The following is a 13,116-nucleotide window of genomic DNA, read 5'->3' as shown; positions in this document are numbered from 1 at the left end:
TTAAGGATTTGGATATACAAGCACTCATAGAACTTGACCAGCAAGTATTGCAAAGCTTGAATGGCTCAAACTCATTATTCTGGGATGGAATGATGATGACCATTACATCGAGTATCACGTGGATACCCTTGTACTTGTCACTCCTCTATCTCATCATTAAGAATAATGAAACGATGTCTCAAATCCTTTTAATCTTCGGATTTGCTTGCTTATGCTTGTTGTTATCTACAGGTGTTGCTGATATTTCTATCAAGCCCTGGATAGAACGCATGCGTCCATGTAACGACCCCATGTTGAAATATCAAATAGAGGTGGTTAATAATTACCGACCACGAACATTCAGTTTCTTCTCTGGACACGCTTCAAACACGCTTTCCATAGTCATATTCATTTGTCTTTTAGTGCGAAGCCGACTATTAAGTATTTTCCTTATCTCATGGTCTCTACTCAATGCCTATACGCGATTGTATTTAGGGGTGCATTATCCCAGCGATATTTTTGCAGGACTTATTTGGGGAACTGGTGTGGGATTTTTCACTTATTATCTATTTCAAAGGTTATCTCACCGTGTGATAGCAAAAGGAAACTTTATTTCAAGTCAATATACCAATACAGGCTATAGCTTTCAAGATATTGATATGGTAATCCTTATTTTTGTGTCAACCTTGCTCTATTCAACATTAAAAGCGTTAATTTTGTACACATAAAAAAAATAAACATATTTTCCAGTGGAAACAAAACATATACACATCAGCGATTATCAGTACGAACTGCCCGACGAGAGAATTGCAAAATTCCCAATAGCGCAGCGCGACCATAGCAAACTTCTCATTTACAATCATGGCAAAGTGGGTGAGGATGTCTTTTATAACTTATACGAACACCTGCCTCAGGGGGCGTTGATGATTTTCAACAATACAAAGGTGATACAGGCACGTATGCACTTTAAGAAAGATACGGGTGCACTGATAGAGGTTTTCTTGATGGAACCAGCCATGCCAGCCGATTATGAACAGATATTCCAAAGCAAGAGACATTGCGCATGGTACTGTATGATTGGCAACTTAAAGAAATGGAAGAGTGGAAGTTTAACACGAGTTTATCACATTAATCAAAAATCGGTAACGTTAAAAGTCACTCGAAGAGAACCAACAACAGATGAGCATCAGCCTGCTCAGGGACTTCATGCCACGCCTTCAACTCATCATTGGATAGATTTTGATTGGGATGCAGAGGATGTTTCTTTTGCCGAGATTCTTGAATCAATCGGCGAATTACCGATACCTCCCTATCTGAATAGAGAGACACAAGAAAGTGATAAAACTACCTACCAGACGGTATACTCTAAGATTAAGGGTTCTGTTGCAGCTCCTACTGCTGGTTTACACTTCACCGATTCGGTGCTTCAAAGCTTAGATGAGCATGGTATTGACCGAGAAGAGTTAACCTTACATGTGGGAGCAGGCACCTTCAAACCTGTAAAAAGTGAAGAAATAAAAGGACATGCTATGCATACCGAATATATCTGTGTGCATCGTCAAACACTTGAAAAATTGCTAAGACACAATGTTGAAGCGATTGCCGTTGGTACAACGAGTGTGCGAACCTTGGAAAGTTTGTACTATATGGGCGTGTTTCTTGAGACTCATCCAGACGCTACGGAAGACGAATTGCATGTTCAACAGTGGGCTCCTTATGAACGACTGCACACAAATGGACAAGTTGAACATTTGGATGGCGGCTTGATAGATAACATTTCACCGAAACAAGCCATACAAAACGTGTTGGACTATTTAGTAAGAAATGAGCTTGAGAGCTTACATAGCTCGACACAAATCATCATAGCACCTGGTTATCAGTATAAAATTGTCAAGATGCTAATTACCAACTTTCACCAACCACAAAGCACTTTGTTGCTTCTTGTGAGTGCGTTCGTAAACGGTGATTGGCGTACCATCTATGATTATGCACTGGCACACCAGTTCCGATTCCTAAGCTATGGTGACAGCAGTTTGTTGATTCCTTAAGCAGGTTTCAATGAGTCAACAGTTATTTAACTAAAGAAAGAAACGACAATATGAAAATAGGAGATAAAGTAAGATTTCTTAGCGAGTCGGGTGGTGGTGTCATTGCTGGATTCCAAGGAAAAAGTATTGTATTGGTGGAAGATGAAGATGGCTTTCAAATCCCAACTCCCATCAATGATGTGATACAAGTAATAGATGACGATTATAGCACCGGGAAAGTTGTTGGATCTACACTTCCTAAGCCCACATCGGTAAAAAATGCGCTTACTTCATCGGCATCCGATGACGAAGAAGAACCGATTGACGATGACCCATCCACCAAGGAAATCTCTTTTCGCACACCAACAGAGGAGAGAAAAGGTGGCAATCTGCTGAGTTGCTATCTGGCTTTTGTCCCCATGGACATGAAGGATATGACGCATACTCGTTTTGAAAGTTACTTTGTCAACGATAGCAACTACTACGTTAGGTTTACATATTTATCGGCAGAGGGTAACAGTTGGAAGCTGAAGAGTAGCATGGAGGTGGAACCAAACACGAAAGAATTTATCGAAGAGTTTGGAAAAGAAGACCTGAACGATTTAGGACACGTGGCGATTCAATTGCTCTCGTACAAGCGTGACAAGTCTTTTATGTTGAAGCCCACGATAGATGTGCAATTCAGAATAGATACCGTAAAGTTCTATAAGCTTCATACCTTTCAAGAAAATGATTTCTTTGAACTTCCTGCCTTGCTATATACGATTGTAGAAAACGACAAAGTGACCCGTCCTTTAGTCGTAGATTCCAAGCAATTGAAGGAAGAAATGTATCAGAAAGAGCCAAAAGACCATATCGAGGTGACTAAAGCTAACGAGAAAGGGAACGATACTTATGTCCGCCGATATAATGCTCGCAAACAAACAGGAAACCCATTCCAACTGAAACATCGTGGAGATGAAGACATTGTTGTCGTGGATTTGCATGCCCACGAGCTATTAGATACAACTACAGGTATGAGTGCCATAGACATTCTCAATTTCCAATTGCAAAAGTTTCGCGACACCCTTCAACAATATAAAGATAAGAAGGGGCAACGCATTGTCTTCATCCATGGTAAAGGGGAGGGCGTACTACGTAGAGCGTTGATTAATGATTTGAATTATCGATACAAGAAATACCAATACCAAGATGCGAGTTTTCAAGAATATGGCTATGGGGCAACCCAAGTGACAATTCGTTAATGGTTTCAATAGACTTTATTTTATTAACTTATAATCTTATTATGATGAACGGTGGATTTGTTAAAGTGGCCTGTGCAGTGCCATTAGTGAAAGTGGCTGACTGCATATACAATGTAGAACAAACAATGGCCCAAATTCAGCAAGCTGAAGAGCAAGGAGTTGAAATTATTGTATTTCCAGAGTTAGGAATTACATCCTACACCTGCCAAGACTTATTCCAACAGAAGCTTCTACTCGAGGCTTCCGAGGTTTCCATTCTTCATTTGCTCGACTTCACACGTCAGTTGGATATAATTAGTATCGTAGGCTTGCCCATTGTGGTGGGTGATTTGTTACTCAACTGTGCGATGGTCATCCAGCGAGGGCAAATCTTGGGTGTCATTCCGAAGACCTACTTGCCCGACTACAGTGAGTTTTATGAAAAGAGATGGTTTGCTTCTTCGCAGGATTTGAAGGAGACTACCATTCGTTATGCGGGTCAAAACATCGTGGTAACTCCTGATCCTCAGATATATACTACTGACGATGGGGTGCAGTTCGGCGTAGAGATTTGTGAAGATGTTTGGGCGCCCGTTCCTCCCAGCAACACGTTGGCATTGGCTGGAGCTGACCTGATTTTCAACCTCTCTGCCAGTGATGTCGTCATTGGCAAGTTCGACTACCTCAAGAGTCTCTTGTCACAGCAGAGTTCGCGCACCATCACAGGTTACATCTATGCAGCCAGTGGTTATGGCGAAAGCACACAAGACTTGGTTTATGCAGGCAATGGACTTATTTATGAGAATGGCGTATTGTTGGCAGAAGGAAAGCGTTTCACTATGGAAAGCCAAATCCATTGTGCACAGATAGATATTGAAATGCTGAGAGCGGAGCGTCGTACCAACTCTACTTACGTAAATGCGCAGCGACAAGTCAACACCTTTGCCAGTCAAAGAGGATTTTCAAGCAGTTTGAGTCCTAACCAGTTTGCTATTTTCAACAACACCTCGGCTATCCATTATATTTCGTGTATAGCTCCAGAGAATGAAACAACCTTCACACTTGAGCGGAAGATAAATCCACATCCTTTTGTCCCCGCCCCGAATCTCTTGCTAGATAGCTGTGTTGAAGTGCTCAACATACAAACCATGGCACTTGCCACACGATTGTCACATATACAAGCCAAGACGGCTGTCCTTGGAGTTAGTGGCGGATTGGATTCAACTTTGGCTTTGCTCGTCTGCGTCTTGACCTTTGATAAGTTGGGACTGGATAGAAAGGGAATTATAGGTGTCACGATGCCAGGGTTCGGAACTACTGGACGTACTTACCACAATGCCATGGACCTCATGCACAAACTGGGTGTCACGGTCAAGGAAATCAACATCGAAAAGAGTGTACTGCAACACTTTGAAGATATTGGACACGACCCACAAGTGCAAGATGTGACCTACGAAAACAGTCAAGCTCGTGAACGCACGCAAATTCTCATGGATTTAAGTAACCAGCTCAATGGACTTGTTGTTGGCACAGGCGATATGTCCGAATTGGCTTTGGGATGGGCAACCTACAACGGAGACCACATGTCTATGTATGCGGTCAATACTGGCATACCCAAGACTTTGCTGCGTCATTTGGTTAGCTATTACGCTCAACACCTTGCCGAAAATCAAGACATTGCGACGATACTTTTAGACGTCATCAATACCCCTATTTCTCCTGAGTTAACTCCTGCCAACGAACAAGGGAAGATAGAACAAAAGACAGAAGATTTGGTAGGGCCTTACGAGTTGCACGATTTCTTCTTGTATTACGTGCTTCGCTTTGGGTTCAGACCTCGTAAAATATTCCTTTTGGCAAAGAAAGCCTTTACTGAAAGCATGGCACAAGAGGGGCAACATCAACCAAACGATGCTCTTCAAATGAAAGGACAATATGACGAGGAGACTATCAAAAAATGGCTCAAGGTATTTTTCAAGCGTTTCTTCTCACAACAGTTCAAGCGTTCTTGCTTGCCCGATGGACCTAAGGTGACGAGTGTCAGCCTGAGTCCTCGTGGCGATTGGCGTATGCCAAGTGATGCTATCAGCAGGTTGTGGCTTGAAGAGTGCGATACTCTCTAAAGCGTACTATTAGTTCGCTTGTCAAAACAAAATTAGATGATATAGAGTAAAAAGGAAATCAACCGTTGTGCGCTGATTTTCTTTTTACTCTTTTTACTTGGCGACTGGTTCGCTGCTATTATAAAAGTCGACATACTGTTGCGCCACTTTCACGTAATCATGGTGCTTTTGAATGTATGCGATGCTTTGTTGTTGAAGAACACTGAGTCTTTCTGGATGCAATATCAGGCTCTCCAATTCGTGGTAAACACTTTCATAACAGGGTTTTACATTCACGATTGGTCTCAACGTGTCTTCGTGCAATAGCTGGTAGTTTTCAGGTTCGCCACCCCCTACACACACAATTCCCTTGCTCATTGCTTCAAGCGCATTCATGGCAGGAGTATAACTGTAAAGCTGATCCAGAATGACATCTGCTCCGTTCATCATGCGTTGGTATTGCTCAAAAGGAACACTTTCTGCTATTTGCAAACTCACTTGATGAGGATATTTCAACACGAGGTCTTGTGCAGCTTTCAACATGATGTCTGTTCCTTTGTAGACAGACCGTTCACGATTGATGCCTATAAACAGTTTTAGCCGATGGTCACCTTTCGTCATTGGTTGCCTTTCTCTCATCGTTTTTGTCCGAATAGGAAAGGGGATGAACGTTGTTTTGTCGGGAAAGTGGGCGTGGTAGCATACCCAATATTCGTAAAGTCCTGCAATGATGCCGTCACAATTGTGTGCCATATATTCATTGAGCCATTTTTTATCCGTCCCTAACCAGTCCCTTTGCTCTTTTAGTGCATTGGCTGTTTGGCGCAATTCTTTGCCCATATTGAAATCGCTATACTCCAGCGGCATGTCGGTGCAACAGGTGTGAACCCAGTAGTAGTCCATTCCAAAGGCACCCATAAATATTTTTTTGTTGTGTTTGCGCAAGTATTTGTAAATGGGCATAATGCGGTGTGCTTTGATTTCCAAGAACATCGGATTAATCACCTGCACGACATCATAGCCACATAACAGGGGGAGTAAGCGATATAGTTTCGCCATATAGCGCATACCACCTAATTTTCCCAGTGTTCTTGACAAATCGATGTCGCGCTGATAGTTCTTCCAGAAGTCACCATTCGATACCACTATTACCGTGTGTCCCAACTGTCGCAGTCCTTCTGCCAATGTCCAGTGCACATTGCTGTATTCTCCTAAAAGCAAAATCTTCATCTCAATGTCATTAAAATGAGCAAATATCTGCCTGCTTTGGTGCGTATTAACCGTCTGAAAAGGCTATACTTACGGGTATATTTCTTGTCGGGTAGCGGATATAACCCATGTCGCCTCATCTCCCGCAAAGCAGTTTCAAGTCGGTGAAGACTGTGCGTATAGCGTGCCACATTATATATATAGTCCATTGAGAGCTGTGCGATGCGTCGCTGCATGGCGTTTCGTTCCATGAGAGGCAGCGTGTCTATGCGTCGCTGAAATTGTCCCAATATCCGAAGGGTATCTTTCAAGCGTTGCAGTTGGGTTTTCTTATTTTTGCTCGTGGTACACGAGTTGTCTCTCTTTCGATAGTAATACGCCTTAGCATCGGTAATGTACAATCGTTCGGTGCGCAAGATGAGCAGGGGTGTAAATTCCTCGTCTTCGTTCAACAAGCCCGGTGTAAATCTTAATCCCCACAACAAATCACGCTTAAAGAGCATGCTCCAAACAGCGACTTTAAGGTTGTGTGTACTCATATATTGGCTACCAGTCATGGGACCCTCAACACTATAGGTATTCTTTTGCTTTTTGTTACGTGTCAAATCGAACTTCACCATCTCAGCATTCTGACATCGCACAAGATCCAAACAATGTTCATAGACAAAGGGGATGAGTGCATCGTCGCCATCGACAAACTGGATATATTCACCTTTGGCGACACACAACCCCATATTACGAGCACTTGCAGCCCCTTGGTTGGGCTGGCGTATATAGACAATTTTGTCGAGATAAGCGTTCAATGCACTGAGGAGAAACGTGTCGGAGCCGTCATCCACCACAATTATCTCGCAGTTTTGTGCGTCAAGCGATAGCATCAGAATACTGTCTAAGCACTCGATAACCATTGATAATGGCAAATTGTAAACGGGTATGATGAAGCTCACTAACGGCTTCTTCGATACACCTTGTGTATAAATTGGTTCAGTTGGCATAAGCGTTGTATTCCTATGAGACTGGAAAGCCTCGTCTTGAATGGAATGTCTTGCTGACCATGAAAGCTGAATGAGGGTAGAGTGGGTTTTGCTCCCGTCATCTCGCAGACATCCATTTGTATATTTAATATGTGTTCGTAGTAAGTGGCAAATCCCTCATGTTCTGTTAATTGAGATTCTTGTAACAAAGCAAGATGGGCATGCAGCAAATCCTTGAGTTGTTCACCACCAGCCGTTGCGGTGATGCCCTGCGGATTGTCAACGTAGAAATACATACCTTTATCGGTGGTGGCTACCACCTTGCTTTGTCGTAATAGCAATGGTAGGGTGTACACATCTTCAAACACCTTATTCACAGGATAGCGTACTTGGTTGAAAAGCTTGCGTTTGTACACCTTGTTACAAGCGTAGGTGTGTAGGTAGGCTTGACTCTCAAACCAATAGGTGAGCATATTGTTGTAACGCTTTGCAGGAAAGGATAATATCTTTTCTCGCTGTTTGTTTCCAGTGTGGAGAGTGATAGGATATTCAATGATATCTATCTCTGGTTGTTCCACCAATTGTTGCATCATTTGTTGGTAGGTGTCTTTGCGCACATAGTCGTCACTGTCTAAAAACGTGACGTAGCTACCTTGTGCCTGTAACAACCCAGTATTGCGAGCAGCACTTAGTCCGCCATTGGCTTGATGTACCACTTTGATGCGGGCATCTTGCTGGCAATACTCATCGCACAGCGCAGGACAACCGTCAGGTGAACCGTCATCTACCAAGATAAGTTCCCAGTCGGTAAAGGTTTGTTGCAAAATACTCTTCACACATCGTTGCAATGTTTCCTCGACAAAATAGACAGGTATGATGATACTTAATAGCATGTCTTGACTGTTGTAACGTATCTGCAAAGGTAACTGTTTCTACGCATAAACACAAATAGGTTTCGTGTTTTGTTAAGTAACTCTCACCGCTCTTTCATGGAAGGAAGGTTGTTGGTAGTTATAAGTGGCTTCGAGCAAGATAATTCCGTAATTTGTTAGGAAAAAATCTTTTTATAGGATCTATTCCCGTTGTCTTTATCAAATAATCCAAAACTTTATGTCTATAATCTCCCCCCCCCGCATTATTTCCATGTTTTTATTTGGCGGTGTGAAAACAAATAACTAATTTTGCAAGCAAAATTACATTACTAACCTGTAAAATTTAATACAATTATGACAAAAGCAGAACTGGCAATGAATGCCAACCCCGTGGTGGCATTCCTGCAGAAGCCTACGGAAGAATTTACGAAGGCAGACATCATCCGCTTCATCGAGGCCAATGAAGTGAAGATGGTCAATTTCATGTATCCTGCGGACGACGGCAAGTTGAAGACCCTCAACTTTGTCATCACGAACAGGGATTACCTTGAAACCATACTGACATGCGGTGAGCGTGTCGACGGCTCGAGCCTGTTCTCATTCATCGAGGCGGGAAGCAGTGACCTGTATGTGCTGCCGCGTTTCAGCACGGCGTTCCTCGACCCGTTCGCAGAAATCCCGACGCTCTGCATGTTGTGCAGTTACTTCGACAAAGACGGCAATCCGCTCGCATCTTCTCCCGAGAACACGCTGCGCAAGGCGTGCCGCGCATTCCGCGAGACAACGGGAATGGAGTTCTATGCGATGGGCGAGCTCGAATACTACGTCATAGACGAAGACCCGGAGGTGTTCCCGGCAATCGACCAGCACGGATACCACGAGTCTGCCCCGTATGCCAAGATGAACGACTTCCGCCAGCAGTGCATGCTCTATGTGGCACAGACCGGAGGGGAGATAAAATACGGGCACTCGGAAGTGGGCAACTTCACAGAGGACGGCCTGCTCTACGAACAGAACGAGATTGAGTTCCTGCCGGTGTACGCCGAGAAAGCCGCCGACCAGCTCATGCTGGCGAAATGGGCTATTAGGAACCTGGCATACGAGATGGGGCTCAACGTGACGTTCGCCCCGAAGATCACCGTGGGCAAGGCAGGAAGCGGGCTGCACATACACATGCGCATGGTGAAGGACGGCAAGAACCAGATGCTCGATGGCGGGAAACTGAGCGCCGCAGCGCGCAAGGCCATCGCCGGAATGATGGACCTGGCAGAGAGCATCACCGCCTTTGGCAACAAGAACCCAACGTCATATTTCCGCCTCGTGCCGCATCAGGAAGCGCCGACAAACGTTTGCTGGGGCGACCGCAACCGCAGCGTGCTCGTCAGAGTGCCGCTCGGATGGACAGCAGGCATCGACCTCTGCCACGCAGCAAACCCGCAGGAGCCGGAGGCCATCGCCGACACATCGGCAAAGCAGACGGTGGAGATGCGCTCACCGGACGGCAGCGCCGACCTGTACCAACTCATCGCCGGCCTCTGCGTGGCATGCCGCCATGGCTTCGAGATGGACAACGCGCTCGAAGTGGCAGACAGCACATACGTCAACGTCAACATACACGATGCAGCAAACGCCGACAAACTCAGTAAACTGGCTCAGTTGCCTGACAGCTGCTGCGCATCCGCCGACTGCCTCGAGCGCCAGCGCGCGGTGTATGAGGAGAAGGGCGTGTTCAGCAAGGCCATGATCGACGGCATCATCAAGCAGCTACGCTCATTCAATGACCGCACGCTCCGCCACGACATCGAGAAGAACCACGATGCCACGAAGAAGATCGTGCAGGAATACTTCCACTGCGGATAAGCCTGCAACGGCAAAATAGATATTCAGGAGTTAAGGAGTTGCGGAGCCAAAGAGACAACCTCGGCTACACAATCCCTTAACTCCTGATATTTTAAAAACTGCGGTATTAAACAATGAAGGATAAAGGGGCATAGTTGCCGCCCGAGTTCCTTAACATCTCTTAATTCTTTAAAGGGGTCAGTCGTAAAACCCAGTTGCACCCCTCCCTCTCATGCACATAATTTCATAAGCCTGTAAAGGAAGAAAGGAATATCCGTTACTCCCCTGAACTGTGCCCTGAAGGCTTTGACTTTTGCATTGAAGGATTCAGCATTGGCATTTGTGGCTCTGTTGACAAAGAAATTGAGTATGGTATCATAATGGTTCTTAAAGGTGTCAATCACCGTATAGAAGTTGTCCACCCCCAACTTCTCTACCTCGTTAAACCACTTAGCCAGTTTCAGCCTTGCTGCGTCCTTGATGCTTTTGGCATTATAAATATCGGTAAGTTCCATGGCCAGGTTATAAGCTTTTTTGAGTTCTGGGTAGTTTTCAAAGATTATTTCCGCCCTTAGCCTTTGCGATTCCGTCCACTTGGACTTGTGTTTAGTCAGTATAAACTTCGCCCTGTCAAGTAGTTGCTTGCGTGTGTCACCGTTGCTGTATCTGAATGGTTTGTAGGTTTCGTTCTTGGCTTTGGCTTCCTTCATCTCCTCATTTTCCTTATCCCTCGCAGTCCACCGGTAGGCTATGCGCATGTCGTCCAAAGCGTCATAGTAAAGTTTCTGCACATGAAACCTGTCACTGGTGATGAGTGCCTTGGGGAACACCGTGCGCGCAATAATCATCATAGAGGAAGATAAGTCAAGCGTTATCTCCTTGACAGTCTTTCTTTTGGAAAGGTCAATCTTTTCCAGAACACGGATCACATCTTCGGCTTTTGTTCCCCTGACCACAGCTACCAGCGTACCCCTGCCACCTTTGCCAGCCTTGTTGGTCAGAAACGTATAGACCTCACCGCTGCTTAGACAAGTCTCATCGATACTTAGGCTCTCTCCCAGGTTCTCATCAAACAGCAGCCAGTCTCCCGCATGCGACAACTGCTCCCACTGGCGATAATCGCTGAAATGCTCCTTGTATTGGGTGGAAAGCTGCTTGCCGTCTACGCCATAGTGAGAACCAATACCTGTAATGCTCTCCGCAGTAGACTCAATTCTACTCTTTTAAAAAAGAAACGAACTCAGGGGATAGTTTGCTGCCCTCAGCCGTCAGGTCATCGTAAGAATAACTGAATATCTCACCCGTGGAACTGTCACGCCATTTTCGACGGCGGACATGAAGGTAAACGGGCTTGCCACGAAGGGGAAAGTCATGGACAACCCGTTCGGCGGTAAAGCCGTAACTGCTTACTGTGCCGGCCTTGCGGTCTACCTCTTCCATAAAGTTACGCTCATCCAACCAGAAGTCTATCTGGGAAATGCTCTCTTGGATATCTATCACATCAAAATAATCTGCGAGTATCTCTGGAAAGATACAACGCAACAATTGCTCGGTCTTCATGATGCAAAGATAACAAATACCTATGAAATTATGTGCATGAGGAGAGAGGGATGCAACTGGGTTTTACGACTGACCCCAAATACCTATGAAATTATGTGCATGAGGAGAGAGGGATGCAACTGGGTTTTACGACTGACCCGTTTTACGACTGACCCGAAAATAGGGGAGTGTAGAATGTTCTAACAAAAGAAATAGAGCGGAATACGGGAATCGAACCCGCCTCTCAGGCTTGGGAAGCCCACGCACTACCGATGTGCTAATTCCGCAAGAGAGCCGATACCCGGACTCGAACCGGGGACCTACTCATTACGAATGAGTTGCTCTACCAACTGAGCCATATCGGCGTTTCTTATTTAGGCGAATGCAAAGGTAAGCAATTTGCTTGATATATACCAATAGTTCAAGGACACATATCAAAGAGATTAGAGTTTATTAACATTTTTAGCAGGTCGGTTTTGGATAGCTGGAACGCTTGCGACTGTTTTCTTCTTCATCGATTTAGTGATGTCGTAGCCCCTATTTTGTAGCTTACCTGTTGATAACCAACAAGTCGGTCAGTGCGTTCGCCTGCTCCTCTAAAGTAGAGAAGTGCTTGATATTTGTTTTCTGTTTGATAAAAATTGCCCTCTGATGATACAGGTTTTAGTTCGTTTTGGTTATTGACAACGACATATTGATAGGAGTAATATCCTTGTTTGAGAAGTACAGAACCCTCATAACACTTCGTATCTCGATGATAAGTCATTCGATATTCGGGTGAAAGCTGATGATGAGTCCAATTGCCATGCAGGTAAACCTCGCCAGTTTGCTGCGGAGCTCGTAAACGAAAGTGAACTATCTGATATTCTGAGGTGGTGTTGTTTTCGATGTTGTCACTATTCCTAATATAAAAACTGCCATTCGCATCCTCGTCGTAAACATAGCTGGGGCGAGGCTCGTCTGTCCAAACATAGGCATGATAGTCGGTACCATCCCAGCCAACTGTTTCTATTCCCATTGTGGGATGGTTGACATCTAAGGTTTCAAATTTGCGATATTCGTTGCCACCATTAAATATAAGTGCCTCATTATGTTCCCAACGGAGTCCCTCTGGTGTGATGTACTGTGGCTTAATGTTGAATCGTTGCTGTGTCCATATCCCATTTTGAAGCACCACTGTTTGGAGTTGTGTTTGTGGATCAGTGACAGACAGGTTGCCATATCTCACAGTCATGTTGACTTGTTGATGACTTCCTCGAATATCCCAGTCCGTGTTATCCGTTACATCTAAGCCAATTTGCGCTAAAGGCTCAACAACCATGAAGCAAACGGTCAGTATTTTTTCATTGTCA

The 13,116-nt window shown here is 44.7% G+C and carries 11 protein-coding genes and 2 tRNA genes; 5 read left to right on the top strand and 8 right to left on the bottom strand.

What is annotated here, in order from left to right; genetic code table 11:
* The first annotated feature begins 8 nt into the window (after positions 1 to 8).
* Genes BN35_RS11295 through BN35_RS11280 form a run of 4 tightly spaced genes read left to right on the top strand, consistent with a single transcriptional unit; the run spans position 9 to position 5,352 of the window.
* On the top strand, positions 9 to 707 hold the full coding sequence (locus BN35_RS11295; protein WP_025072325.1) for a phosphatase PAP2 family protein: 699 nt from the start codon (positions 9 to 11) through the stop codon (positions 705 to 707).
* A gap of 21 nt (positions 708 to 728) precedes the next feature.
* Positions 729 to 2,027, top strand: coding sequence for an S-adenosylmethionine:tRNA ribosyltransferase-isomerase (locus BN35_RS11290; RefSeq protein ID WP_025072324.1), 1,299 nt, complete (start codon positions 729 to 731; stop codon positions 2,025 to 2,027).
* Between the two features lie 50 nt (positions 2,028 to 2,077).
* A complete protein-coding gene (locus BN35_RS11285; protein ID WP_025072323.1) occupies positions 2,078 to 3,250 on the top strand; it encodes a DUF2027 domain-containing protein in 1,173 nt (390 codons plus the stop codon).
* Between the two features lie 44 nt (positions 3,251 to 3,294).
* Positions 3,295 to 5,352 carry an NAD(+) synthase gene (locus BN35_RS11280; RefSeq protein WP_025072322.1) on the top strand — a complete coding sequence of 686 codons (2,058 nt, stop codon included), beginning with the start codon at positions 3,295 to 3,297 and terminating at the stop codon, positions 5,350 to 5,352.
* A 93-nt stretch (positions 5,353 to 5,445) separates the two neighbouring features.
* Here BN35_RS11280 and BN35_RS11275 read toward each other — a convergent pair whose 3' ends face one another.
* The 3 genes from BN35_RS11275 to BN35_RS11265 are packed head-to-tail and all read right to left on the bottom strand — an operon-like array spanning position 5,446 to position 8,407.
* Positions 5,446 to 6,561: a glycosyltransferase family protein gene (locus tag BN35_RS11275; protein WP_025072321.1), complete on the bottom strand. Its 1,116-nt coding sequence runs from the start codon at positions 6,559 to 6,561 to the stop codon at positions 5,446 to 5,448.
* The gene (locus BN35_RS11270; RefSeq protein WP_028901345.1) at positions 6,558 to 7,535 is read right to left on the bottom strand and encodes a glycosyltransferase; all 978 of its coding nucleotides are present in this window, start codon (positions 7,533 to 7,535) and stop codon (positions 6,558 to 6,560) included. Before BN35_RS11270 ends, BN35_RS11275 begins: the two co-directional genes overlap by 4 nt.
* Complete coding sequence (locus BN35_RS11265) at positions 7,487 to 8,407, bottom strand: glycosyltransferase family 2 protein (RefSeq protein ID WP_028901346.1); 921 nt, start codon at positions 8,405 to 8,407, stop codon at positions 7,487 to 7,489. Before BN35_RS11265 ends, BN35_RS11270 begins: the two co-directional genes overlap by 49 nt.
* Positions 8,408 to 8,740: 333 nt before the next feature.
* On the opposite strand from BN35_RS11265, the gene BN35_RS11260 reads away from it, so the two are divergent.
* On the top strand, positions 8,741 to 10,246 hold the full coding sequence (locus BN35_RS11260) for a glutamine synthetase family protein (protein ID WP_025072319.1): 1,506 nt from the start codon (positions 8,741 to 8,743) through the stop codon (positions 10,244 to 10,246).
* A 209-nt stretch (positions 10,247 to 10,455) separates the two neighbouring features.
* On the opposite strand, the gene BN35_RS11255 is transcribed toward BN35_RS11260, so the two are convergent.
* The 5 genes from BN35_RS11255 to BN35_RS11235 all read right to left on the bottom strand — a co-directional run.
* On the bottom strand, positions 10,456 to 11,439 hold the full coding sequence (locus tag BN35_RS11255) for an ISAon1 family transposase (RefSeq protein ID WP_458692671.1): 984 nt from the start codon (positions 11,437 to 11,439) through the stop codon (positions 10,456 to 10,458).
* Position 11,440: 1 nt separating this feature from the next.
* On the bottom strand, positions 11,441 to 11,785 hold the full coding sequence (locus tag BN35_RS11250) for an ISAon1 family transposase N-terminal region protein (RefSeq protein ID WP_025072317.1): 345 nt from the start codon (positions 11,783 to 11,785) through the stop codon (positions 11,441 to 11,443).
* A gap of 195 nt (positions 11,786 to 11,980) precedes the next feature.
* Positions 11,981 to 12,051: transfer RNA gene (locus BN35_RS11245), tRNA-Gly, on the bottom strand.
* Between the two features lie 5 nt (positions 12,052 to 12,056).
* Positions 12,057 to 12,129: transfer RNA gene (locus BN35_RS11240), tRNA-Thr, on the bottom strand.
* Between the two features lie 146 nt (positions 12,130 to 12,275).
* Positions 12,276 to 13,116 (bottom strand): type IX secretion system plug protein (locus tag BN35_RS11235; protein ID WP_044071529.1); only part of this gene is annotated, 841 nt, incomplete at its 5' end.

This window comes from Hoylesella timonensis 4401737 = DSM 22865 = JCM 15640 (genome assembly GCF_000455445.1).
GTDB classification, from domain to species: domain Bacteria; phylum Bacteroidota; class Bacteroidia; order Bacteroidales; family Bacteroidaceae; genus Prevotella; species Prevotella timonensis.
Note: the sequence above shows the minus strand (reverse complement) of the source record. Positions and strands in the feature narration are given on the sequence as shown.

Coding starts and splice junctions, on each gene's coding strand:
- BN35_RS11275 (WP_025072321.1), bottom strand. CDS start 6,561: ATGAAGATTTTGCTTTTAGGAGAATACAGCAATGTGCACTGGACATTG.
- BN35_RS11280 (WP_025072322.1), top strand. CDS start 3,295: ATGAACGGTGGATTTGTTAAAGTGGCCTGTGCAGTGCCATTAGTGAAA.
- BN35_RS11285 (WP_025072323.1), top strand. CDS start 2,078: ATGAAAATAGGAGATAAAGTAAGATTTCTTAGCGAGTCGGGTGGTGGT.
- BN35_RS11250 (WP_025072317.1), bottom strand. CDS start 11,785: ATGAAGACCGAGCAATTGTTGCGTTGTATCTTTCCAGAGATACTCGCA.
- BN35_RS11270 (WP_028901345.1), bottom strand. CDS start 7,535: ATGCCAACTGAACCAATTTATACACAAGGTGTATCGAAGAAGCCGTTA.
- BN35_RS11260 (WP_025072319.1), top strand. CDS start 8,741: ATGACAAAAGCAGAACTGGCAATGAATGCCAACCCCGTGGTGGCATTC.
- BN35_RS11265 (WP_028901346.1), bottom strand. CDS start 8,407: ATGCTATTAAGTATCATCATACCTGTCTATTTTGTCGAGGAAACATTG.